This is a genomic window from Roseixanthobacter psychrophilus, from assembly GCF_043195195.1.
In the GTDB taxonomy this organism is placed as follows: Bacteria; Pseudomonadota; Alphaproteobacteria; order Rhizobiales; family Xanthobacteraceae; genus NCEH01.
The window spans coordinates 1-22366 of record NZ_JBAFWT010000038.1; the positions used below are offsets into that span (position 1 = coordinate 1).

The following is a 22366-nucleotide window of genomic DNA, read 5'->3' on the forward strand; positions in this document are numbered from 1 at the left end:
TTCTTATTCTCAGACAAGGCGTGCGGATAAGGCGGATAACGATAGCTAAAAGCGCACAACGCGGCTAGGCTTCGCGCATGGATCTCGCGCCGATTCCAGCGCCCGCAGCGCCATCGCCGGTACCGGTCGTGCCGGGCTGGGCGGTGCCGCACGGCCCGATGACGGACCTGCCTGAGGCAGCCTTCCTGGCCGGCGCAGCTTTGAATTCCTTGGACAATCTGGTGCGGGCGAACCCGCCTTGGGCCGGCGCGTGGCGTGCCCGGCTGGCGCTGACCTGCGCCGCCGTGGCGGCGCGTCAGGCGGGTCGAGCGGAGGATGAAAGCATGCTCCGGGACGCCTGGCATCTGCGTCCGCCGGATGCCGATCCCGGGCCCGCCGGGCGCTTGCTGGCGGCGTGGCGGCGTCTGGCCGAGCGCTCACCTGGGGTGGACAGTGCGGCGCTCCAATCGGTGTGCGCGCTGCTCGGCCTTGCCTGGAATGATCGGCTGGCCTTTCTTCCGGATGAGATCGATCGCCTGCTGGCCACCAGCCGGCCGGCGCCGCTCGCCGCGACGGCGGTCGTCCGGGCTGTGGCCGCAGTGCAGCCTGGCGCGGAACTGCTCGGCTGGTGGCTGGCCGACCAGGTCCTGGCGCTCCGGCTGCGCTGGCCGCTGCCGGTGCCGCTGCTGATGGCCGAGGCTGGCGGGCCCCGCCGGGCGGGGAGGGGAGGGGGCCTCTCGCCACAGGGAGACGGCCTCGACGTCACCGTCTGTGTCGCCGTCGCGCAGGGCGCCACCCGGGCCTGCCGGCTGGCCGCCTCGATCGCCCCGCGCGCCGCCGGCCTCGACGCGGTGGTGCCGAAGCTACGCGCCAAGGGCGCCGGCGACGCGGTGCGCCGGCTGCTCGACGACGACGTCGTGCCCGGGACCTTGCAGACCGACGCGCTCTCCCGCTTCGCGGCGCGCCGGCTGTTCGAGCGCCTGGTCACGCTTGGCGCCGTGCGCGAACTGTCCGGCCGATCCAGCTTCAAGCTCTACGGGCTCTGACATGGCCCGCCGCCCGCGCCCGCCCGAACCCTTCGACACCGAGCTGGCGCACCTGCCGCCGGAGCTGCGCTGGCGCGAATGGATGGGCCGGGTCGAGGCGGTGATCTTTGCCGCGCCCGCGCCGGTGACCCGCGAGGTGCTCGCCCGCGTCGTTGGCCGCGACTGCAGCATCGACCTCCTCATCGACGACATCCGCGCCGAACTGCGCGGCCGGCCCTACGAGTTGGTGGCGGTCGCCGGCGGCTGGCAGCATCGCACCAAGAAGGGGTTTGCGGAGGCGATCCAGGTGGCCACCGGCCTTGGCACCAACGATCCGAAGCCGCTGTCGAAGTCCGAGCAGTTGGTGCTCCTGGCCATCGCCTACTTCCAGCCGATCACCCGCGGCGAGCTTGGCCAGTTCTTCGGCAAGGAGATCAGCCGCGACACCATCGGCCATCTGCGCGGCCTGGACTTCATCGCTGCCGGTCCGCGCAGTCCGGTGCCCGGCGCGCCGTACACCTACGTGACGACGAAGGGCTTCCTCAGCTTCTTCGGCTTCGACACGCTGCGCGACCTGCCGGACATGGAAGCGTTGGAGGATGCGGGCTTGCTCAGCAAAGAGCGGCTGCTGGCGGGGGATTTTCCGGCGCTAGGTGGCGATGGGATCGGGGATGAAGGCGAGCCTCTCGATCCGGAAGAGGTATTCGGGGAGTGATGATGAGCCTAGCTACCGGCGCTACGGCTGGCTGGAGGATTGTCTAGATCGCTCCGAAAATCATCGCCCGGCGGAGGACAATTTTGACCTTTCCGTGTACGATTCGGCGGACGGATCCCTAGGCCTCACCCGCGGCAAGCCCTTTTCGATCATGGCACGAAGCGACCTTCTTGTTTCCCTCGTACGCGCCGGCGCGACCGGCGATCGGGAAATGCTGAGATCAACGGCAGAGGCGCTGGTGGCCGAAGAACGGGCTCAAAATCATCATATCGTTGCAGACCGACTCGAAAGGGCGATGTCCGCCGTTCCGGTCACGCCCCCGGCGCTCACGGCCTCCGCAAATCTTGCAGGGCCCGGCAAGGACGCGATTCTAGAGATCGAGCCGCGGGCTCAGATGAACCAGCTCTTGCTGCCTCTGCCGGTGCAGGAAAACGGCAGACAGCTCATCGAAGAGCATGTCCGCGCCGACGTGTTGAGAGCACATGGCTATGAGCCTCGTCACCGCGTGCTGCTCTCTGGTCCACCGGGAAACGGCAAAACCTCGTTTGCTGAATCTGTTGCGGAAGCACTTGGACTGCCATTCTTCGTTGTCCGCTACGACGCTCTCATTGGTAGCTATCTGGGCGAGACGAACGCTCGCCTGAGAAGGCTGTTCGATTATGTCCGCACACGCCCAAGCGTTCTGTTTTTTGATGAGTTCGATGCCATCGGGAAGGAACGTGGGGACACGCATGAGACCGGCGAGATCAAGCGCGTCGTCTCATTCTTGCTGATGCAGCTCGACCAATTGCCGAGCTATGTGGTCGTTATTGCGGCTACCAACCATGCTGAGCTTTTGGATCGCGCAGTGTGGCGGCGGTTCCAACTCCGTCTTGGCTTTCCTGCACCGGACAAGAAGCAAATCGAAGCGTTCCTTGACCGAATACTAACTCGTTGGCCGGAGCAGCCGCGCCTCCCTTCGCAAAAGGTGGCAGCCAAGCTCGGGTGTGTAAGTTACGCAGAAGCGCTGGATTTCTGCCAAAATGTCCGCAGAAGACAAATATTGGACTTGGGGGAGCTTTCCATTGATGACGCCCTGCGCGTTGAACTTGACCTCTGGTCCTCTCGTGTGAAGCCAGAGGAGCCAGATGCCGAGCGACCCGACGAAACCACTCCTTCGACTCCGTCCAGGCGCGCCGCAGCCAAGAGTCCTCGGAAGGCAGGCACGGCCACCGAGATCTGAGGCCTACTCGAGCGACGTTCAGGAGAGTCGCTTCGGGCCGACATTCAGCCGATTGGCGGAGGTCCTCGCTCGCGATCCGGCTGGCCTCGAGCTAAGGGCAGATCCCGCAGGACTTGCGCCTGAGCGGCTGCTCGTGTTTGAAGTCCGCGGAAGCATCGCGCCCTTCGTGAAGGCCATCAATAAAGTCCGCGGTCTCGAACTTGTCGATGAGGAAGAGCTTCCGGAAGACGAGGATAAGTCACCTGTGGCTTATCTCCTGGTTCCTGACGTCAGAGCTCTACGACATATTGAAAGTCTATGGAGGAATTGGCGCGCTGGACGCGAGATGCCCGATGGATTCACGCCGTGGCGAGATGTTTTTGCTTGCCTTCGAGCCTTGCGTCCATGGGGACCTGAGGATCGGGTACAGCCAGCCGACGGAGATACTCTGAGCGAAGAGATCTTCGGTAAATCCGATGACGATGTCATTCCGCTTGAAATCGAATTGATCTTTCGACCTCAAACGGCTTCCGGGGTGACAAGTGAAGCAATTCTGAGCCAAGCCATCGAGGCCGAAGGCGGCAGGGTTATCAGCCGAGCCCGATTGGACGATATCGCATACCATGCCGTGCTGGCACGCCTGCCCGTCCGTGCAGTTCGTGAAATCACAGCGAGATCTCAGGCAAGCATAGCCGGTCTCGAACCCGTTATGTACATACGCCCGCAAAGTCGGGTGTCCTTGCTCGATCTGGTCGACAACCAACCGCTCGAAACGCCGTCGCAAGGCAGGGACGTCGGGGCCGATCCCATCGTTGCGGTTCTCGATGGCGTCCCGATGGCCGGGCATCCCTTGCTTCAGCGGCACCTGATCATCGAGGACCTGTTCGGGCTCGAGGCGAATGCCCTGGTTTCACAACGCCTGCATGGAACGGCGATGACCTCGCTGATCGTACACGGTGATCGCAATCGGCCAGAGCCCGCCCTGCCTCGGCGGGTTCATTGCATCCCGGTTCTTGGGTCAGGAGACGGCTTCCCTCCCGATCGGCTAATCGTCGACCTCATCTATCAGGCCGTGTTTCAGATGCGTGGAAACGCCGAGCCCTCGGCGCCCCACGTCATCATCGTCAACATCTCACTCGGTAACAGACGTCGGCAATTCCATGGTCAGCTCTCACCGTGGGCGCGCCTTCTCGATCGGCTGGCTTACCGGTTCGGCATCCTCTTCATAGTTAGTGCGGGGAACGTTCTCGACGAGTTTTCCATGCATGCTTTTTCGACGAGCGTGCAGTTCGAAGAGGCCAATCCCACGCAGCGAGCTCGCGGGACGATCAATGCGCTTGCGGGAGTGTTTGGCGATCGCCGTTTGCTTTCGCCTGCGGAGACAGTAAACGGTCTCACAATTGGCGCCAGGAACTGGGATTGGGTTTCCACGCGGGATCGGCACTTCGCACACTCAAATGTTGATCCATTCCCGGCACTGGACACTGCCAATCCGTCGAGCGCACTGGGTCCAGGCTTTGCCGATTCCGTAAAGCCGGATTTCCTCATGCCAGGTGGCCGCGAGCATCTCCGTGTTGTCGGCAGCGGCGACTCCATCACTGTCACACCAGGCCGCCCGGGACGAGGGATGGGGCTTAGAGTCGCCGCGCCGCCGGCCGGCCAAGGTCTCGAGAATGCCGAAGCGTTTACGAATGGAACGAGCGCGGCCACCGCAATAGCGTCTCGCACAGCTCATCGTATCCATGACGCATTGGAGGGCGAATACGGAGAAGACTTTCTCCGGTTGCCCAATGTATCAAGGGCAGTGCTCATCAAGGCACTCCTGGTGCATCCCGCGCGCTGGCCGGAGGACACGGCAGCGCTGGTGCGTGAGCTTCTCGGGCCAACCGGGAGGGGACAGGCGTCGCGCCAGAAGGACAATATTCGCCGGTTCCTCGGCTATGGTGTGGTCGATCCAGAAGATGCCGTCGCATGTACTGGTGACAGAGCAACGTTCTGGGCGGTAGGTTCGCTGCGTGGAGAGCGCGGTGTCGACGTATCGATACCCATTCCGGCGGCGTACGGTGGGAAGGCTCGGCCGCATTCTATTGCCGCTACCCTTGCGTGGTTCACGCCTGTGCTCCCAGGTCGCAAAGCGTATCGCGCAGTCCGGCTCAAGATCCTCGATCCTGCCGAGGTCGGTGAATTGGGTGTCCTGGCGCACGGGAACCAGCCCGATGGCAACCAGACTAATCGCGGAACCGTCTACACTCGGTGTTGGAGCGGCGATCAGGCTGCGATCGTGGCATCCGGCATGTCTCTGCCATTACGTGTTCAGCGCGAGCCGGATGCCACCGCAATAGATGATGCGGTTCCGTTCGGCCTCGCTATCACGCTGTCGATGCCGGGCGTTGAAGAGATTTACGACGAAGTACGTGATCGGGTTCGAGACGCTTTGCGTCAGGTGGTTAGGTGAACACGGGCAAAAAAGAGGCCTTGGAGCGGGAGAAGGGCGTTGCGAGCGACCTAATTTTGCGCAGGGTAAGTCAGCTCGGCGCTGAACGACAATAACTCCTCGGTGGCTACGACAAAGCCGAGAACAGGGGTCGACGCGCAGGTTCTTAAATCGAACTTCGGTTAGGGTGAGAAGGCCGATGAAAATCAAAGACCTTCCAGCTCCTGTCACCGCCTCCAAGGCTGACTGGCTCGCCGGGACATCTTGGCTCGGCTTCACGCCTGCTGACAGTGATCTTGCAACCAGAAATCAATGCCAAAGCACGATCCAACGGCAGTATGGCGCGGGCTATGTTATCGAGTACATCACAGAGCAATTTAGTGAACCGAACGCAGGCTACCAGAACGATCCTATCTACCTGGCGGAGAGGGAAGCCCATGGACATTTGGCGGGCCGGCTCATCGCTGTACATAAACTTAGGGCGACTGCCCGGCCGCTCGAAACAATCCTAGGTGACGAGGAATACAAGCGAATTCAGGATATGTGGGCACAGGATGGCAAGCGTTATCGGTGGTCAGTCGCCTTCCCAATCGTCGAGAGCTACGCGATCAAGGGGCGCCCAAAGGCGAAGGCCGTGCTCGGCGACATCGCATACCGGCGCCTGTACCGACACTCTTCCGCTACGCTTCGGGCCCTCAACGATGAGGAGCGCCAGCTGATTGCCGACTTGGAAATCGAACCCCTTGTAGCTGCGAGCGCTTGGATCGGTATCGAGGACGATTTTGCAGCCGCCGCGCGGAGTCAGATCGACGCGCGCACTCAAAAGTTCATCAACCAGGACCTGGGTGCCTTAGAGGGAATGCCAGAGGAGCGCCGCATTCGAGTTAGGCGGAGAGCCGCTTGGAAAGCGGACCAGTTCATCCGGGAGCGGCAAAGTGCTGGAAGGCTCAGTTGCGACGCCTGTGCTTTTGACCCAGCGATGATTTTCGACCCTAGCCGTGTCAAACCGCGAAGCCTCCTGGAAGTTCATCACAATGACCCCTTGGCGGAGGGGACCCGGCACACAACGACCGCGGACTTCACGCTTCTATGCCCGACATGCCACAAGGTGGAACACGTACGTTTACGACTTAGATCCCTGTCGACCAGAGCAACGTCGCTGGGGGCGGCCCATGATGGGGGATCCGTTCCGGCGCTTTCTCCAGATGCCGGCTGATAGAATGACCTGCCACGCTCTGCCAGGACACTCCAGTCTTCACTCATGCTCGTCTGACCGAGATCTCGCGCGACCAATTTTGTAGAAATATTTCGAGCGAGGGTCTGAATTCTGGTAAATAGGCTGGGGTCAACACGATGCAACAAGATAATGTTCCGAGAATATTTCAAGCTAATATCGATCGAATCTTCAAACGTCTCATCCACCCTAGTCTTGAGGCTTTGCAAATACATCCGGAGCTTCAATTCGGCGAGGCTGGAACAATGGACGAACTTCTCGATCGCTCAGCGGCTATAGTCGATAACTACACAGCCAACGAAGCGGCGAAGGCGTTCACCATGATGCTTGCGGCGCTGTTCGAGCGGCAACTCAGGTTCTGGGGCCGCAGCTTGGGCGTATCGATGGCAAGGCGCAAATCAGGATTAGAACCCTTTCGGGAATACCTACCGTTGTGCGCTAGGACTGGCAATATAGACCTAGATGACGGGCTTGTTGGATTCAACCTTATTGAAATGTTCCTGGTAGCCAATATTTACCGTCATGGTGACGGACCTTCGGTCAGAGACTTACGCTTGCATGCTCCCGATCGCTGGACTTATGAACCTTCTCGGTATGTGGACCTGCTGCCGCCCAACGCCGAGGAGAGCGAGCTTCTGCTGGTGAGGCCAAGCGACGTGTCACGCTACGCCGGCGCCTGCGCCCGGTTCTGGGGCTGCGCCGACAAGCTACACATGGCGGTGAAAGAGCCGCACTACGGTTGAGTGCGGTACGACATTTCACGAGCTGATCTAAGCCACTCTCAAGAAAGCGTCGGGCGCGCAGGGGAATGGGCCGGTTCGGATTTTCTCAGGCATTCATTTCCGCCGCGGGGTGGGCCTATATCGCTTCAGCTCCATTCGTCGCTTTTCGAGAATTCTGGGTCGTTGGGTGTCGGGGCCGGCACGGGTGGTTTTGGCCTGCCTTCGGTTGCTATGCGGGCACACAACGCGTCAAAGAGCTTCTTGGCTCGTAGACAGGCCGAGGTAACGGCCTCGATCCGATCAAGCGGAAAATGTTCGCTGTTGATGCGGCCAGCCTCAATTGGGATGCGGTACGATACGACGATAGGGGTCTCGCCATCGATCATGCGCCAAATGCCATGAGCCATCTTGTTTCTGGCTTCGACCGCAAGGCGTATCGCTGACCAAGCGTCCGCGGTTGTTCGCGCGTGACGATGGGAGCGGCAAACCATAGCGGTGAGATAGTTTTTTCGCGAGTTCGATCTTTTCCTTTGTCTCAATCTGCGTGACGAGCTTCCCATCGTCAGCCGAGAGTCCAAGCACATCCCAAATGAAATGCTCGGCGCTCATCTCCATCTCTGAAAACACCATGAGCGCGTCCGCCATGGCAAGCTTAATTGCATCCGGCACTCCTTCGGAGATGCGGGCGCCGTCTGAGAGGTTTTGTTGAATGACTTTGCGGCCTGCGGCCGATCTGGCTTTAGGTTGCTTAGAGCGGGGACTTTTGGGCGGAAGATTACTCATGTCGCGAGATTCCAATCGTCGCATGCGTGTGGACGACAAGTCGCCACATCCTACCACGTCGTCCGAGCGTGATCTGACGGCAGTTCAGCTTACCCTGAGCCTCACCAGCGCATTGAAGCGCTCGGGCATGACGTGAACGCGGTTCGCTCACGCGGAGAACGAGAACAAATTATCTGATGCTACGGATTGCTGATGATCCAACGATGCGCATGACCGCTCGTCCAAGCCGTATGCGTAGGACGCCAAGCCCGCATTCCGAAGGTTCAATTCCCTCCACCTTCAATATGGGCGCAAGAACTTGCCGTTGCGCCGCAATGTTCCTATCCTCCCCTCGATCGCGCTAGGCGTCTCCGGCCGGGGCTGCTGTGCGGCTCGGCGGCGGATCTCGTGGAGGCGCCTCTTGGGTCGCTCCGGCTCTCACTAGCCGCCTGGTACCGGTCGTCCGGCGTTGACGCTGCGGCACCCCGATTGGTGCGTTCGCTGCCGGGTATCGGCAGAACGACCACTTGGCATCTATTCCGGACGAAGTCGGCCGATTGCTGGCGACCGGTCGGCCCGCACGCCGGCCAAGAGACGCGTTGCCGCGGCGATGCAGCTGGCGACCGAGCTCGGCATTGAGAATCAGAGGCGGCTGTCCAAATCCGAGGGCCTGATGCGACTGGCCAACGCCTACTCACAGGGAATCACCCGCGCCAAGCGTGACCGGCGCCGCTGTGGATTGAACTCGACCCCCGCGTCGCTTTCCCACGGGACGAACCACTCCGGCACGCACGTACCGGTGTTCCCGCGACCGTGATACCGACCATGGGCTCACCCCTTGCCATGCGGCAGGAAGCCCCTATCCTGCGCCGCATGCTTCGTGCCCTTCGCAACCTCGTACTGCTCGCCGCCGCGATCGTCTTTACGGCGTCCGGGGTCGGCTGGGGCTATGCGAACGCAAGCACCGTTTTGGGTAGCGGGGACACCGCCCACCACCGGGCGATGGCAGAGGCGCAAGGCGGGCATCGGCATGAGGCGCAACAAGCCTCCGATGGCCATCATCACGCCTCGGAGGCAGCCGATCCCTGCACGGACAAGGCGGCTTGCGGCGACGGTCATGCCCATGTCGGCGATGCGAGCTCGTGCTGCGCGGCGGCGTGCCATATGGCCATCCCGACCGCATTCCACGCGCCGTTGGTGACACTCCTTGTCCTCGGCAGGCAGGCCCTACCGCCCGACACCGACGGTATCCAGGCTTCGGTGATGCGGCTCGACCGGCCCCCGAAGCTCTCCAGCCCCCAGATCGGCTGATCCGTCTCGCGATTCGTCGAGGACGTATCGGACATGCTCGCCGCGGATGATCTTCGATCGTCCCGACCGAGCGGGTCCTGACGTCCATGGACCAAGGCCGTCCGCCCCCGGTTGCCCTGGCATCCGGCCTCGGTGGTCGGCAATCCTACGCTCCTCGACCGGTCCCTGACCCAGCCGACGGCAGGCCGCGGCCGCGCACTGCGCGCCCGCGCCCATAGCCCATCCGTTCCCGGCTGTAGAGCGGCGCCCCCGACGGGGCCGCACCCCGAGGTCATTCATGAAGTCATTGCTTCCGACGGCCCTCGCCGTCCTCGTCTCCGCATGTTCCGGTCCGCCGCCCATCACGAGCGGCCCGGATCCAGCCGACCCCTCGGTTGCCGTGCCCGCCGTCCGGTACGCTCCGGTGCTGGCGGGCGACGTCGACTACCGTCCTGTGCCGCCCCGCTCTTGGATCGAGCAGAACCAGGGCCTGGCGCCCGGCCAGGGAGGGCGGTGATGGCTCCGCTTCCTTCCGGGATGGTGCTCGCCATTCCACTGGCGCTGCTGCTGGGCGGCTGCGTCACCTTCACCCCCGACGGCGGCATGGCCCCCGTCGCCAGCCGGGTCTCGGGCGACATCGGCGGGCAGGTGGTGAAGATCACGTCCGAGGAAGAGGCCGCGACGGCGCGGGCACGCGTGTCCGCGCTCCTGTCCCGGCCCCTCGACGCCCGTGCGGCGCTCCAGGTCGCCCTCCTCAACAATCGAGGTCTCCAGGCGCAGTACAACGCCTTGGGCATCTCCGAGGCCGCCTACGTGGCGGCGAGCCTCCCGCCCAATCCCAGCTTCGGGGTGGAGCGGCTGAACGGCGGCGGGGAACTCGACGTGGAGCGGCGGCTGGTCGCGAACGTGCTCGCGCTCCTGACGCTTCCCGCCCGCAGCGAGATCGCCGGCGTCCAGTTCGAGGCTGCCCGCCACCGGGCGATCGAGGCGACCTTCAGGACCGCCGCCGAGGCACGTCGCGCCTATTATCGGGCCGTGGCGGCGCGCCAGGCGGAGGCCTTCCTCGAGAAGGCCCGCCTCACGGCGGATGCGGCCGCCGACCTCACCGTCAAGCTCGGCGAAACGGGGGCGGCGACGAAGCTCGACCAGGCGAGGGCCAGCGCCTTCTACGCCGAGGTATCGAACGAGCTCGCCCGGGCACGCCTCAAGTCCGCGACGGACCGGGAGGCCCTGACCCGGCAACTCGGCCTGTGGGGCAACGACGTCGGCTACAGGCTGCCGTCCCAGCTCCCGCGGCTGCCGGGGCGCATCCGGACCGAACCCCAGGTGGAGGTCGAGGCGGTGCTCAAGCGCACCGACCTCATCGCGGCTCGGCTCGAGCTCGATGCCATGGCGAAGTCCCTCGGCCTCACGCAGGCGACGCGCTTCGTCTCCCTGCTCGAGGGGGGATACCGCGGCAATTACCAGCGTGCGGACGGGGAGACCCTGCGTCCCCAGGGATTCGAGCTGGAGGTCCAGGTGCCGATCTTCGACCTCGGCGAGACCAACGTCCGCCGGGCGCAGGAGACCTACATGCAGGCGGCGAACCTCCTCATGGAGAAGGCGGTGAACGTCCGCTCCGAGGCACGGGCCGCCTACGTGACCTACCGGGCGAGCTACGACATCGCCCGCCAGTACCAGGCGAGGATCCTCCCCCTGCGCAAGACCATCAATGAGCAGGCGCTGCTGGAATACAACGGCATGCTCATCGACGTCTTCGAATTGCTCACCACGGAGCGGGAGAGCATCGACAGCAACGTCTCCGCCATCGGCGCCCAGCGCGACTTCTTCCTGGCGGAGGTGGATTTCCAGACGGCCATCATCGGCGGCGGTGCGGGAGGCGGGGAAACCGTTCTCGCCTCCGCGGCCGCCGGTGCCAGCGACTGATCGGAGACGAACCATGCCCGTTTCAAGACGAGGATTCCTCGGAGCCTCCGGCGCCCTGGCGCTGGTGAGCGCAGGCGCGGTCTCCGGCCGCGTCCAGGCGGCCTCCATTCCCGAGGCCGCCACCATGAAGGAGGCGACCATGCAGCCGCCTCTCTTCCCGACCACGGGTCCGGACTACCAGCCCGTGGTCACCCTCAATGGTTGGACCGCGCCATGGCGCATGAACGGTGACTGGAAGGAATTCCATCTTGTCGCCGAGCCCGTGGTGCGGGAGATCGCGCCGGGGATGGTGGCCCATCTGTGGGGCTACAACGGCCAGTCACCCGGCCCCACCATCGAGGCGGTGGAAGGCGACAAGGTGCGCATCTTCGTCACCAACAGGCTGCCGGAGCACACCACCATCCACTGGCACGGGCAGATCCTGCCAAACGGCATGGACGGGGTAGGCGGCCTCACCCAGCCCCACATCAAGCCGGGGAAGACCTTCGTCTACGAGTTCCAGCTCCGAAAGAGCGGGACCTTCATGTACCACCCCCATGCGGACGAGATGGTCCAGATGGCCATGGGCATGATGGGCTTCTTCGTGGTGCATCCGAAGGACCCGTCCTTCCGCCGCGTGGATCGGGACTTCGTCTTCCTCCTCAATGCCTACGACATCGAGCCCGGGGCCTACGTGCCCAAGGTCAACACGATGCTCGACTTCAACCTGTGGACCTGGAACAGCCGCGCCTTCCCCGGCATCGACCCGCTCGTGGTGGGAAAGGGCGACAAGGTCCGCATCCGGTTCGGCAATCTCACCATGACGAACCATCCCATCCACATGCACGGCTACGACTTCAAGGTCTCGTGCACGGATGGCGGATGGGTGCCGGAGGCGGCCGCCTGGCCGGAGGTGACCATCGACTGCGCGGTCGGCCAGATGCGTGCCTTCGACTTCGTGGCCGATCACGAGGGGGACTGGGCGATCCACTGCCACAAGTCCCACCACACCATGAACGCCATGGGCCACGACGTGCGCACGTACATCGGGGCCAACCTGAAGCAGGCGGCCGGCAAGATCCGCAAGCTCGTGCCCGACTACATGCCCATGGGCGCCAAGGGCATGGCGGACATGGGCGAAATGGAGATGCCGCTGCCCGACAACACCCTGCCCATGATGACCGGCTTCGCCCAGTTCGGCCCGGTGGAGATGGGCGGCATGTTCTCGGTGGTCAAGGTGCGCGAGGGCCTTGAGCGCAACGACTACAAGGACCCGGGCTGGTTCAAGAACCCGCCGGGCACCGTCGCGTTCGAGTGGACCGGCGAGAACAAGGCCGCCGAGCGCGCGCCCGCGCCCTCCTACGACCCCGCGCGGACCATCGAGGTCGACGTCGTCAAGCCCGGCGCCGGGCGGGCGGGCGGACACCAGCACTGACTTTCCCCATCCCAGGTTCAACGAGAGGACCAACCATGAAGATATACCTCATCGCCGCCGCCTTGCTTTCGGCGGTCGTGTCCACCGCTCCCGCCTTCGCCGACGCAGGGCATGCCCATGGCGAGGAGCGCGCTTATGGCGAGCCGGGAAATCCGAAGCAGCCGTCCCGCGTGATTCAGGTCGTCATGAGCGAGGCGGACGGGAAGATGCAGTTCATCCCGAACAAGATCGAGATCAAGACCGGAGAGCAGGTCCGGTTCGTGCTTCGCAACAACGGCGATCTCGATCACGAGATCGTCCTCGCGACGCTTCAGGACAACCTCAAGCACGCCGAGGAGATGCGCAAGAACCCCGACATGGAGCACGACGATCCCAACGCCAAGCGCCTGATGCCGAAGAAGACGGGCGAGATCGTCTGGAAATTCACGAAAGCGGGAACCTTCGATTTCTCCTGCCTCATCCCGGGCCACCGAGAAGCCGGGATGTTCGGCACCATCATCGTCAAGTGATCCAACCAAGGAGACCCATCATGCGCAAGCTGTTGCTGTCCGCAGCATTCCTGCTCACGACCGCCGCGGCGTTCGCCCAGGCTGCTCCCGTGAGCGGTGAGGTGACCAAGGTCGACGAGGCGCAAGGCAAGATCACCCTGAAGCACGCCGCCATCCCGAACCTGGACATGGACGCCATGACCATGGTGTTCGCCGCCGGCGATCCGGCGATGCTCAAGGCCGTGAAGGCGGGCGACAAGGTCACGTTCGAGGCCGACCGGGTCAACGGACGGCTCACCGTCACCAAGATCCAGAAGGCGAAGTGATTCGAACACCCGCGGGGCGGGAGACCGCCCCGCGGGCAACCAAGATCGATCCAGCGGACGGGACACGGACTATGCCGCGTTCCTGATCCGCGGACGCAACGGCGGAAGGAGACCCCCTCATGGCAATCAGGCAGATCATCCTGGCAACGACGCTGGTCGCGCTTTCGACCGCGCCAGCGTTGTCCGATCCGTATTCGTCGCGGCTCTCGCAGAAGGAGAAGGCGCGTCACGAATTCCGCGATGTTCAGCGTTCGGCCATACCAGTGCGTCGGCTATGCAGTGATGTGGCCGCGCCGCACGGTGCGACCGACGTCAGTCCCGCGGGCGCTACAGGGCGGAGGCCGACCATCAATCCGTAGCGCGACTTGATCGATCCATCGGCCATGTTCCATCGGACCCACCATGCAGAGCCATAGTGCGGATCGACGACAGACGGAGGTCCGCACGAAATGCGTGCCAAAGCTCGACAAGCTTCAACGCGGCGTTCGTGCGGCGGCTGGGGTACTCGCACGGATATTCGCTTCGACGTATTCGACCGGACTGGCAGTGCGGCATTGGAATATAGACTTAGATCAACTCCTGCTGGAGAGACCACCTAAGTAATCCTCCCGGAGGAAGGGCGATCTGCCTTGCGCCCCGCGCGATGGAAAGCGAGGCTGACGATACGGACAGCGACATCATGATCGAGCCAAAGCAGCCAATTTCCCCTGCGCACGTGCCATGGTTCGTTTCCGCGCCCGGCCAGCCCGACATCCTGATGATAGTGATGGGCATATTCCTGGTGCTCTTCACGTTTATTTTGGGCCTACTGGTGCTGCGCTTGCACCATTTGCCAGAGCATATCGCTCACAAAGGACAAAAATTTCAGTACGAGATTGTCGCGGTCTTATGCCTCCTTGCGATGTTCACCCACCAAAATATTCTTTGGGTCGCCGCCTTGCTGCTGGCGATGATTGACCTTCCTGATTTCAGTAGCTTGTTTGCAAGGATAGCGCAGTCCCTTGAGCGCATCGCCCAGAGAAGGCGACCGAGGCAGCAACGGCCTTCCGAGACGGCTGACACTGAACCCCGGTGAGGCCCGCGACAATCAACTTGCTACCAAACTGCTGTCCCGTGCGGGTGATGGGCGGCTATTGTCTCGACATGGTCACTGGCCGGGTCAAGCTGCCCGGCCCATCTGCGCTAACGATGGCGTGCTTCCCTGCGGCTATGACCTGCCGGACTCGGGATGGTTGCCGGCACCTCCGACCAAGATTCGTGACATCCAAAGCTTGATCTATATCATTTAATAGATAATATATTATCCCTTAATTCCGCCGGAGGAAGACAATGGATATCATGTCATCCCTAAAGCTCGAGTCGCCTGGCGGTGTGCTGAGGGGCGTCGCGCGCCGAGCCCGAGACAAGCGGCTCGAGATGAACCTGACTCAGGTCGGATTGGCGGAACGGAGCGGGGTGAGCCTCGGCACCCTAAAGCTATTCGAGAGAAGCGGAGTCATTTCCCTTGCCAGCTTGATCAAGATCGCATTCGCGCTCGATTCCGAAACCGGCTTTGCGGGATTGTTCCCTGCCCGCGAACCAATCACCATCGAGGATGTGATCGAGAAGCCGAAACGAGCGAGGGGGCGTCGGACGTGAAGTCGACTCAATTCACTACGGTCTCCACACTGAAGGTCACACTTGAGGTGGGAGACACCCCTCGCCCCGTCGGAAGGCTTGCGTGGGGCACGGCACAACGCAGGGCATTTTTCGAGTACGATCCCGACTTCATCGTAGATCCCTTGCCAATCTCTCCATTCAACTTGCCGGTCAAGCCGGAGGTACATGCCGCGCCACGCGAACCCTTCCAAGGCCTCCATGGGGTTTTCAACGACAGTCTGCCCGATGGCTGGGGGCGCAAGCTGCTCGATAGGTCGCTCGCCAGGAGAAGCCTGGATTTCACTGCATTGACCCCGCTCGACCGTCTGGCCTTTGTAGGTTCCGGTGGCATGGGGGCGTTATGCTATGCGCCCGAGTTCGATGGAGACGAGAAAGACCGCGGTTCCCATGACCTCGACTGGTTCGCGGAGCAATCGGAACTCGTGATGGCCGATGTCAGCACATCGGAGATCGATGTGCTACGGGGCGCCCAGGGCGGATCGGGCGGAGCGAGGCCGAAGATAAACGTCGGCATCGGTCCGGATGATTCCATCCGACCGGATTACGGCGAGGAAATGCCTCCGGCCTACACCCGATGGATCGTGAAGTTTCGCGGAGCCGAGGATGGCAATGAAATCGGGACCGAGGAGTACGCCTATGCCGTGATGGCGGATGCCGCGGGAATTTCCATGCCGGAGACCCGACTCATCGAAACGCTCTCCGGTGGGCGCTACTTCGCCGCTCGGCGGTTCGACAGGACCCCCCTAGGACGTGTCCACGTCCAGACGGCGAGCGCGCTGGTCAACGCCGACCACCGCTCGCCGAGCCTGGACTACATCACGCTGCACAAGATCGTCCTGGTCCTGACGCGGGATCAACGAGAGGTCTCGGAGATGTTCAGGCGCATGACCTTCAACGTGTTCGCGAGGAATAGGGACGATCACGCCAAGAACCACGCATTCCGGATGGATGAACAAGGTTCCTGGACCCTGACACCAGCCTATGACCTCACCTTTTCACCAGGTGCGGGAGGTGAGCACAACCTGGACATCGCGGGCGAGGGTCGGAATCCGCGCGAGCGCGACATTCTTCGTGTTGCGGAGACGATGTCTATCGAAGAGTCCGTGGCTCGAAGCATCATCGACGAGGTTCGTGAGGCCATCGATCGCTGGCCCGAGTTCGCCGACGTCGCCAAGGTGCCCAGATCAAGGGCAACGGAGATCGGCCGAGCCTTAGGCGTGCAAGGCACGCCGAAACCCCGGCGTGGCCCATGATGGGTCGCACCGCCTCGACGATCTTTCACGTCTCATTCCAGCGATGTCGTCCGCAATCTCAGGGCGTTGGCGATGACGCTGACCGAGGAGAGCGCCATGGCGAGGGCTGCGATGATGGGCGAGAGCAGCAAGCCGAAGGCGGGATAGAGCACTCCGGCTGCGATCGGCACTCCGGCCGCATTGTAGATGAAGGCGAAGAATAGGTTCTGGCGGATGTTGCCCATGGTGGCGCGGCTGAGCTGACGCGCGCGCACGATCCCCTGGAGGTCACCCTTCAGGAGCGTCACGCCCGCGCTCTCGATCGCCACATCCGTGCCCGTGCCCATGGCGATGCCCACGTCGGCGGCGGCCAACGCCGGGGCATCGTTCACGCCGTCGCCCGCCATGGCGACGATCCTGCCCTCCTTCCGCAACCTCGCGACCACCTTCGCCTTGTCTTCGGGAAGGATCTCGGCCTCGACCTCCTCGATGCCAAGCCTGCGGGCGACCGCCTGCGCGGTCGTCCTGTTGTCGCCGGTCAGCATGACGACGCGGATGCCCGCGCCGCGGAGCGCCGCGACGGCGGCTGGCGTCGTCGCCTTGATGGGGTCGGCGATGGCGACGAGACCGCCGAGGCGCCCGTCGACCGAGACGAAGATCACGGTCGCGCCTTCGCCGCGCAGCGCCTCGGCCTCCCCTGTGAGGGAAGAGAGGTCGACGCCCTCCTCGGACATGATGCGGTGGCTGCCGATGACCAGCCTGCGCCCGTCGACCTTGCCCGTCACGCCCTTGCCGACGGGGCTGTCGAAGTCCTCGGCGGTGCCGAGCGCGAGATTGCGTTCCAGCGCGGCGGCGACGATGGCGGCGGCCAGGGGATGCTCGCTCGCTCGTTCCAACGTCGCAGCGAGGCGCAGCAACTCCGCCTCGTCCATCCCTTCTGCAGCCTTCAGGGCCGTGACCTTGGGCTTGCCCTCGGTGAGGGTTCCGGTCTTGTCGACCACCAGCGTGTCGATCCTCTCGAAGCGTTCCAGAGCCTCGGCATTCTTGATGAGGACGCCGAGACCGGCGCCCCGGCCGACGCCGACCATGATGGACATGGGCGTCGCGAGACCGAGGGCGCAGGGACAGGCGATGATCAGGACCGCAACGGCGGCGATCAGCCCATGGGCGAAGCGCGGCACGGGTCCCCAGATGCCCCACGCGGCGAAGGCGAGGATGGCGATGGCGATCACCACCGGCACGAACCAGCCGGACACCTCGTCGGCGAGCCTCTGGATCGGCGCGCGGGAACGCTGGGCCTCCGCCACCATGTGGACGATCTGGGCCAGCATCGTGTCCCGCCCGACGCGGCCTGCCCGCATGACGAAACCGCCGGTCTGGTTGAGCGTGCCGCCGATGAGCTTTGCCCCGGCCTCCTTGGTGACCGGCATGGATTCGCCGGTGATCATGGACTCGTCCACGGAGCTGCGGCCCTCGACCAGGTCCCCGTCCACGGGGACCTTCTCCCCGGGACGAACCCGGAGGCGGTCGCCGACGGCGACCACGTCCAGCGAGACGTCCTCGTCGGAGCCGTCGTCCCGCACGCGGCGAGCGGTCTTGGGAGCGAGGTCGAGCAGGGCGCGGATGGCGCCGCCCGTCTGCTCTCGGGCACGCAGCTCCAGGACCTGGCCGAGCAGCACCAGGACGGTGATGACGGCGGCCGCCTCGAAGTAGATGGCGACGGATCCGTCGGCGGCGCGGAACGTATCCGGGAAGGCCTGAGGCACGGCGGTCGCCACCACGCTGTAGATCCAGGCCACCCCCGTTCCCATGGCGATCAGCGTGAACATGTTGAGATGGCGCGTTACGAGGGAGCGCCCAGCCCGAACGAAGAACGGCCAGCCTGCCCACAGCACCACCGGGGTCGCCAGCACAAGCTGGATCCAGTTAGCGGCCTTGGCGCCGAGCAGCATGTGGAGGTTGGTGAGGTGCCCGCCCATCTCCAGCGCGAGGACCGGCACGGTGAGGACGAGGCCGATCCAGAACCGTCTCGTCATGTCCACGAGTTCGGCGCTCGGACCGGTCTCCTGTGTCGCCACCTCGGGCTCCAGCGCCATGCCGCAGATCGGGCAGTTGCCGGGACCGATCTGCCGGATCTGCGGATGCATGGGACAGGTGTAGATCACACCCTCGGGCTTGTTCCCGTCCGCCTTGGGAGCGGGCCCCTCGGCGACGTAGGCCGAAGGGTTCGCCTCGAACTTCGCCTGGCAGCCCGCCGAGCAGAAGTAATGGGTCGTCCCGTGGTGAGTAGCGCGGTGGGTGGCGGTCGCCGGATCCACCTCCATACCGCAGACCGGATCCTTCACGAGAGAGGCATGCGACCCGTCCGTGCCTGCGTGGGAATGCGTGCCATGGTCGTGGTGGTGGGCATGGCCCGAATGGGCGTGCGGTTCAGTCATGGGAGGGAGCTCCGGGATGGTGGGGCTTCGGGCCGGATGCGATGCCGATCCGAGGGATGAACGCCGGCACGGCGCGCGCGTAGGCGTCCCATGCGGGGCCGAATTCGGCCCTGGAGGCGTTCTCCTCCCGCCGGGCGAGGCGGACGTAGACCCACACCAGGATCGGGAACATGGCGAGGGTCACGAGGGTCGGCCACTGCATGAGGAAGCCGAACATGATGACGACGAAGGCCACGTACTGCGGATGGCGGACATGGGCGTACGCGCCTGTGGTCGCCAGCCGATGTTCCCGCTGGGCCGCATGGAGCACGTGCCAGCTCGTGGCGAGCAGCCAGAACCCGGCGAAGATCAGGACGTCGCTGAGGATGTGGAACGGGCCGAAGTGCGGGTTCACGCGCCACCCGAACATCGTCTCGAGCAGGTGTCCCGCATCGTGCGAGAGGAAGTCCACCCCGGGGAACTGCCGCCCGAGCCATCCCGACAGCAGGTAGATCGTCAGGGGGAAGCCGTACATCTCGGTGAACAGCGCGACGACGAAGGCGGAGAAGGCGCCGAGCGACCGCCAGTCCAAGGAGGTGCGCAGCCGGACGAAGCTTGCGGCGAACAGGATGAATACCGCGGAGTTGATGATCACCAGGCCCCAGAGGCCATAGGCGGGAGATCCGTTCATCGCGGGCCTCCCTCTGGACGGCTCGGAGGGGCTCCTGCGCCGTGGTCGTGCCGGCCGCCGTGACCGTGATGCATGAACAGGTGCATCAGGGGACATGCGAGGAGCAGCAGGAACGGCAGGTAGCCCAGGACATGGGCGCGGTGCTCGGAAAACAGCAGGAACGCCGCGATGAGGAGGAAGCCGATGGCGACGAGGCCTCCCCTGGATCGCCAGAAGCCGCCCGACGGGCGATCGGCTGGCCGACCCCGGTCGTCGTTGGCGGCGGCGAGATGATCTGCGTCATGGTGCATGGACATGGTCGGATTCTCCAAGATGGGTCGGGCCGGCGCCCGCGGCGGGAAGCCGCTCCGCGGGCGCCGCCGGGTTCACATCAGGCCCATCGGCATGGGCATGAGGAGCTGGTCGGCGGTGCGCTTCTGGGCGTCGTCGAGGGAGGAGTAGAGCGGGTCGAGCGCCGTCCTCACCTTGCGCAGGGCTTCGAGGCGCGCGGCGAGCATGCGTTCGTGCGCCTCGATCCGTTTCGGGAGGGTCGCGGCCGTGGCGCCTTGCCCGGACATCATCTGCTCCTGCATGGCGGACATCATTCCTGTCATGCCCCGGGCATTGGAACGGAGCGCCTCGGCGAACGCATACCACAGCGGCTGCTGCGCGGCGGTGATGCCGAGCTCGGCCCGGAGGAAGGCGATCCGCCCCTCGATGCGGGCCGGTGCCATCATCTGGCCCATCATGCCCGTGCCACCCATCATGCCCATCATCCCGCTTCCCATTCCGCCTTGCTGCGGATCCTGGGCGGGGGGCGCAGCCGAAGGCAGCGGCATCGGGGCGGCGGATTGGGGCGCGGGCAATGGCGCGGCTGCCGGATGGTGCGCATCTTCGGCGTGGACGGACATCGACGCGATCAGGGCCGCGCCCAGGGCACCGGCCGTCATCAGATTGCGGAACGTGGTCATGGTGTGCTTGCTCCTGTCATTGCGCGGCCGAAGCCGCTCGTTCTTCGCTGAAGGCTTCCGTCATTTCCGGCGCGGGGGAGGCGCTCGCTACGGTTCCCGCTTCAGGGGGTGCCGGAGACGGGTGGACCGTGTTCAAACTCGGGAACAGGGCCGATCGTCCGTAGGTGGTGTCGAAGATCCGCTCGAAGGCGGAATCGCGCAGCCTTCGAGCGGATGCGATGGCTTCGGCGGCATCGGCGATGAAGCCAGCCTCGCGGACCCTGAAGGGATTGTCCGGTGCCGCCGGATGACGGTGAGCGGCGATCCCGTCCGCCAGAAGATGGATGCCGCGCATCCAGGGCAGAAAGCCCTCGGACAGGAGATACCGGCTGGCGCGCATCGGGTGCAGCCATTCGAGGGCCGCGGCGGACCATGGCGTCGTGAACGCACGGACCCATGGGCTGGCGAACGTGCGGTAGAATTTCTCGTTGACTTCGGAAAGCTGGCGCACGCGCTGGAAGGCATCGTCCGCCCGCGCGAAGCGGATGTCGGAGACCTGCCGCTCCTCGAAGCGCACCTCGAAGGCATCGGCCGAGCAGTCCGGATCGCCCGTCGGATTGTCGATCCGCATCTCGTAGAGACCGGGAGGCAGGGCCTCGATCCGGGGAAGGCTTTGGAGGATCGCCCGGTGCTCGAGACGGGCGACCTTGGCGGAGACGAAGATGCCAAGGTGCCCGACGTGAGAGTTGACGAGGTAGACGATGCGCTGGCCCGCCGCCTTCAAGTCCGGCGTATCGGCGTAGACGGCGGGTATCCAGCCAAGGGCCTGATGTGGCGGCGTGATGTTGTCGCCGTAGGAGGCGAAGATCACGACGGGGTTGCGGATGCGCCGGAGGTCGGCGTGGCACCCATCGCAGATCCGAAGCCGTCCCTGCTCCAGCCGGTCGCCCACGAACAGGTTCTCGACGATGGCGAGGATCTCCTCCCGCGAGAGGAAGAAGAACCCGTTCCACCATCGCTCGAAATCCAGGAACCGCTGGCGCTCCGTGTCCACCGCGACGTAGAGGTTCGCGTGCTTCTCCCAGACGGACTCCGGCTTGAGGCCCTCGAAGTTCTGAACCAGCCAGGCGCCGTCGAACCGGCCGTCGCCGAGATCGGCGAGCAGATGCGTAAGCCAGGTGCCACCCTCGAACCCGGCCGCGATCCGCATCGGGTTCACGCCGGGCTCGCCTGCCCAATAGGACAGAGGGGTGCCGTTGAGGATCGTGGGGCCGGTCAGCCCGGCGCAGTCGGCGGCGAGGAGCGTCACCGCCCATCCGGCCTGGCAGTTGCCGTAGAGGATCGGTGCGCTGCCGGGATGGCGCTTCGCCACCTCTTCCACGAACCGCCGCAGCGCATGGAGCACGTCGGCAAGCGTCTGCCCGGGCATGGGCTCCGGCGTGAAGGCGACGAAATAGACCGGATGGCCCTGGTGCAAGGCGACGCCGACTTCCGACTCCCGCTTGAAGCCGCCGATGCCGGGGCCGTGCCCGGCACGGGGATCGAGGATCACCACAGGGGGCTTGGACGGGTCGAGGCAGTCGTCCAGGCAATCGTCCCCGGCGTGGGTCACCCGAAGGAGCAGGTAGTTGACGGGCCGCTCGAACCGCCGTGCATCTGCCAGGACCTCGTGGTCGAAGTCGAGAAGCGGCGGCTTGCCTGCCCGCTCGTGCGCCAGCATGTTGTCCGCCCGCTGCCGCAGCGTGTCCCAGAACAGGACCGATCTCTCACCCGCATCGGCGGCATAGGCGAAGAGGTCGCGGAAGACGGTACCGGGATCGGAAACCGCCGGGTTGTCCGGCCGTCCGGCATCACCGGCCGCAGTCGGCGGCATCGGGTAGGGAACGACGTCCGAACGGGGGGAGGTTTGGATGGTCATGGTG

At 64.3% G+C, this 22366-nt stretch carries 22 protein-coding genes; 16 read left to right on the forward strand and 6 right to left on the reverse strand.

Annotation, left to right across the window (positions count from 1 at the left end; all coding sequences use genetic code 11):
• Positions 1–158 precede the first annotated feature (158 nt).
• The 6 genes from V5F77_RS23125 to V5F77_RS23150 all read left to right on the forward strand — a co-directional run bounded on the left by V5F77_RS23125 (position 159) and on the right by V5F77_RS23150 (position 7331).
• On the forward strand, positions 159–1025 hold the full coding sequence (locus tag V5F77_RS23125; protein WP_429007707.1) for a DUF1403 family protein: 867 nt from the start codon (positions 159–161) through the stop codon (positions 1023–1025).
• Between the two features lies 1 nt (position 1026).
• Complete coding sequence (scpB, locus tag V5F77_RS23130; protein ID WP_132034807.1) at positions 1027–1719, forward strand: SMC-Scp complex subunit ScpB; 693 nt, start codon at positions 1027–1029, stop codon at positions 1717–1719.
• Positions 1676–2941: an AAA family ATPase gene (locus V5F77_RS23135; RefSeq protein WP_245504811.1), complete on the forward strand. Its 1266-nt coding sequence runs from the start codon at positions 1676–1678 to the stop codon at positions 2939–2941. Before scpB ends, V5F77_RS23135 begins: the two co-directional genes overlap by 44 nt.
• Before the next feature lie 133 nt (positions 2942–3074).
• The gene (locus V5F77_RS23140; protein WP_394044433.1) at positions 3075–5375 is read left to right on the forward strand and encodes a S8 family peptidase; all 2301 of its coding nucleotides are present in this window, start codon (positions 3075–3077) and stop codon (positions 5373–5375) included.
• Positions 5376–5553: 178 nt separating this feature from the next.
• Positions 5554–6570, forward strand: a complete 1017-nt coding sequence (locus V5F77_RS23145; protein ID WP_132034812.1) for an HNH endonuclease — start codon at positions 5554–5556, stop codon at positions 6568–6570.
• Positions 6571–6707: 137 nt separating this feature from the next.
• Positions 6708–7331 carry a hypothetical protein gene (locus V5F77_RS23150; RefSeq protein WP_132034814.1) on the forward strand — a complete coding sequence of 208 codons (624 nt, stop codon included), beginning with the start codon at positions 6708–6710 and terminating at the stop codon, positions 7329–7331.
• Between the two features lie 315 nt (positions 7332–7646).
• Here the strand turns inward: V5F77_RS23150 and V5F77_RS23155 are convergent, their stop codons facing one another.
• A complete protein-coding gene (locus V5F77_RS23155) occupies positions 7647–8093 on the reverse strand; it encodes a hypothetical protein (RefSeq protein WP_429007708.1) in 447 nt (148 codons plus the stop codon).
• Positions 8094–8897: 804 nt separating this feature from the next.
• Between V5F77_RS23155 and V5F77_RS23160 the strand changes: the two genes are divergently transcribed.
• From V5F77_RS23160 to V5F77_RS23205, 10 genes are all read left to right on the forward strand, one after another.
• Positions 8898–9383: a hypothetical protein gene (locus V5F77_RS23160; protein WP_132034818.1), complete on the forward strand. Its 486-nt coding sequence runs from the start codon at positions 8898–8900 to the stop codon at positions 9381–9383.
• A gap of 277 nt (positions 9384–9660) precedes the next feature.
• Positions 9661–9879, forward strand: a complete 219-nt coding sequence (locus V5F77_RS23165) for a hypothetical protein (protein ID WP_132034820.1) — start codon at positions 9661–9663, stop codon at positions 9877–9879.
• Positions 9879–11288 (forward strand): TolC family protein, encoded by a 1410-nt coding sequence (locus V5F77_RS23170; protein ID WP_132034822.1) that lies wholly within the window; start codon positions 9879–9881, stop codon positions 11286–11288. Before V5F77_RS23165 ends, V5F77_RS23170 begins: the two co-directional genes overlap by 1 nt.
• A 13-nt stretch (positions 11289–11301) precedes the next feature.
• Positions 11302–12702 (forward strand): multicopper oxidase family protein, encoded by a 1401-nt coding sequence (locus tag V5F77_RS23175; protein ID WP_132034824.1) that lies wholly within the window; start codon positions 11302–11304, stop codon positions 12700–12702.
• Between the two features lie 35 nt (positions 12703–12737).
• The gene (locus V5F77_RS23180) at positions 12738–13211 is read left to right on the forward strand and encodes a cupredoxin domain-containing protein (protein WP_132034826.1); all 474 of its coding nucleotides are present in this window, start codon (positions 12738–12740) and stop codon (positions 13209–13211) included.
• Between the two features lie 20 nt (positions 13212–13231).
• Positions 13232–13516 carry a copper-binding protein gene (locus V5F77_RS23185; protein ID WP_132034828.1) on the forward strand — a complete coding sequence of 95 codons (285 nt, stop codon included), beginning with the start codon at positions 13232–13234 and terminating at the stop codon, positions 13514–13516.
• Positions 13517–13635: 119 nt separating this feature from the next.
• Positions 13636–13875, forward strand: a complete 240-nt coding sequence (locus V5F77_RS23190) for a hypothetical protein (RefSeq protein ID WP_132034830.1) — start codon at positions 13636–13638, stop codon at positions 13873–13875.
• 320 nt (positions 13876–14195) lie between these two features.
• A complete protein-coding gene (locus tag V5F77_RS23195) occupies positions 14196–14591 on the forward strand; it encodes a hypothetical protein (RefSeq protein ID WP_165933833.1) in 396 nt (131 codons plus the stop codon).
• A gap of 254 nt (positions 14592–14845) precedes the next feature.
• On the forward strand, positions 14846–15154 hold the full coding sequence (locus V5F77_RS23200; protein ID WP_245504813.1) for a helix-turn-helix domain-containing protein: 309 nt from the start codon (positions 14846–14848) through the stop codon (positions 15152–15154).
• A complete protein-coding gene (locus V5F77_RS23205) occupies positions 15151–16428 on the forward strand; it encodes a type II toxin-antitoxin system HipA family toxin (RefSeq protein WP_245504814.1) in 1278 nt (425 codons plus the stop codon). The genes V5F77_RS23200 and V5F77_RS23205 overlap by 4 nt, the downstream gene beginning before the upstream one ends.
• A gap of 32 nt (positions 16429–16460) precedes the next feature.
• Here V5F77_RS23205 and V5F77_RS23210 read toward each other — a convergent pair whose 3' ends face one another.
• The 5 genes from V5F77_RS23210 to V5F77_RS23230 form a co-directional block, all read right to left on the reverse strand.
• Positions 16461–18845 (reverse strand): heavy metal translocating P-type ATPase, encoded by a 2385-nt coding sequence (locus V5F77_RS23210; protein WP_132034832.1) that lies wholly within the window; start codon positions 18843–18845, stop codon positions 16461–16463.
• A complete protein-coding gene (locus V5F77_RS23215; RefSeq protein WP_132034834.1) occupies positions 18838–19515 on the reverse strand; it encodes a methyltransferase family protein in 678 nt (225 codons plus the stop codon). Before V5F77_RS23215 ends, V5F77_RS23210 begins: the two co-directional genes overlap by 8 nt.
• Positions 19512–19811 carry a DUF2933 domain-containing protein gene (locus tag V5F77_RS23220; RefSeq protein WP_132034836.1) on the reverse strand — a complete coding sequence of 100 codons (300 nt, stop codon included), beginning with the start codon at positions 19809–19811 and terminating at the stop codon, positions 19512–19514. The genes V5F77_RS23215 and V5F77_RS23220 overlap by 4 nt, the downstream gene beginning before the upstream one ends.
• 69 nt (positions 19812–19880) lie before the next feature.
• Positions 19881–20465 carry a Spy/CpxP family protein refolding chaperone gene (locus tag V5F77_RS23225; RefSeq protein WP_132034838.1) on the reverse strand — a complete coding sequence of 195 codons (585 nt, stop codon included), beginning with the start codon at positions 20463–20465 and terminating at the stop codon, positions 19881–19883.
• 16 nt (positions 20466–20481) lie between these two features.
• Positions 20482–22362: a DUF3141 domain-containing protein gene (locus tag V5F77_RS23230; protein WP_132034840.1), complete on the reverse strand. Its 1881-nt coding sequence runs from the start codon at positions 22360–22362 to the stop codon at positions 20482–20484.
• Positions 22363–22366 lie beyond the last annotated feature (4 nt).

What these genes read in the sequence shown, in the direction of transcription:
- V5F77_RS23125 (WP_429007707.1), top strand. Translation starts at nt 159, where the DNA reads ATGACGGACCTGCCTGAGGCAGCCTTCCTGGCCGGCGCAGCTTTGAAT.
- scpB (WP_132034807.1), top strand. Translation starts at nt 1,027, where the DNA reads ATGGCCCGCCGCCCGCGCCCGCCCGAACCCTTCGACACCGAGCTGGCG.
- V5F77_RS23135 (WP_245504811.1), top strand. Translation starts at nt 1,676, where the DNA reads ATGAAGGCGAGCCTCTCGATCCGGAAGAGGTATTCGGGGAGTGATGAT.
- V5F77_RS23145 (WP_132034812.1), top strand. Translation starts at nt 5,554, where the DNA reads ATGAAAATCAAAGACCTTCCAGCTCCTGTCACCGCCTCCAAGGCTGAC.
- V5F77_RS23150 (WP_132034814.1), top strand. Translation starts at nt 6,708, where the DNA reads ATGCAACAAGATAATGTTCCGAGAATATTTCAAGCTAATATCGATCGA.
- V5F77_RS23155 (WP_429007708.1), bottom strand. Translation starts at nt 8,093, where the DNA reads ATGAGTAATCTTCCGCCCAAAAGTCCCCGCTCTAAGCAACCTAAAGCC.
- V5F77_RS23160 (WP_132034818.1), top strand. Translation starts at nt 8,898, where the DNA reads ATGGGCTCACCCCTTGCCATGCGGCAGGAAGCCCCTATCCTGCGCCGC.
- V5F77_RS23165 (WP_132034820.1), top strand. Translation starts at nt 9,661, where the DNA reads ATGAAGTCATTGCTTCCGACGGCCCTCGCCGTCCTCGTCTCCGCATGT.
- V5F77_RS23170 (WP_132034822.1), top strand. Translation starts at nt 9,879, where the DNA reads ATGGCTCCGCTTCCTTCCGGGATGGTGCTCGCCATTCCACTGGCGCTG.
- V5F77_RS23175 (WP_132034824.1), top strand. Translation starts at nt 11,302, where the DNA reads ATGCCCGTTTCAAGACGAGGATTCCTCGGAGCCTCCGGCGCCCTGGCG.
- V5F77_RS23180 (WP_132034826.1), top strand. Translation starts at nt 12,738, where the DNA reads ATGAAGATATACCTCATCGCCGCCGCCTTGCTTTCGGCGGTCGTGTCC.
- V5F77_RS23185 (WP_132034828.1), top strand. Translation starts at nt 13,232, where the DNA reads ATGCGCAAGCTGTTGCTGTCCGCAGCATTCCTGCTCACGACCGCCGCG.
- V5F77_RS23190 (WP_132034830.1), top strand. Translation starts at nt 13,636, where the DNA reads ATGGCAATCAGGCAGATCATCCTGGCAACGACGCTGGTCGCGCTTTCG.
- V5F77_RS23195 (WP_165933833.1), top strand. Translation starts at nt 14,196, where the DNA reads ATGATCGAGCCAAAGCAGCCAATTTCCCCTGCGCACGTGCCATGGTTC.
- V5F77_RS23200 (WP_245504813.1), top strand. Translation starts at nt 14,846, where the DNA reads ATGGATATCATGTCATCCCTAAAGCTCGAGTCGCCTGGCGGTGTGCTG.
- V5F77_RS23210 (WP_132034832.1), bottom strand. Translation starts at nt 18,845, where the DNA reads ATGACTGAACCGCACGCCCATTCGGGCCATGCCCACCACCACGACCAT.
- V5F77_RS23215 (WP_132034834.1), bottom strand. Translation starts at nt 19,515, where the DNA reads ATGAACGGATCTCCCGCCTATGGCCTCTGGGGCCTGGTGATCATCAAC.
- V5F77_RS23220 (WP_132034836.1), bottom strand. Translation starts at nt 19,811, where the DNA reads ATGTCCATGCACCATGACGCAGATCATCTCGCCGCCGCCAACGACGAC.
- V5F77_RS23225 (WP_132034838.1), bottom strand. Translation starts at nt 20,465, where the DNA reads ATGACCACGTTCCGCAATCTGATGACGGCCGGTGCCCTGGGCGCGGCC.
- V5F77_RS23230 (WP_132034840.1), bottom strand. Translation starts at nt 22,362, where the DNA reads ATGACCATCCAAACCTCCCCCCGTTCGGACGTCGTTCCCTACCCGATG.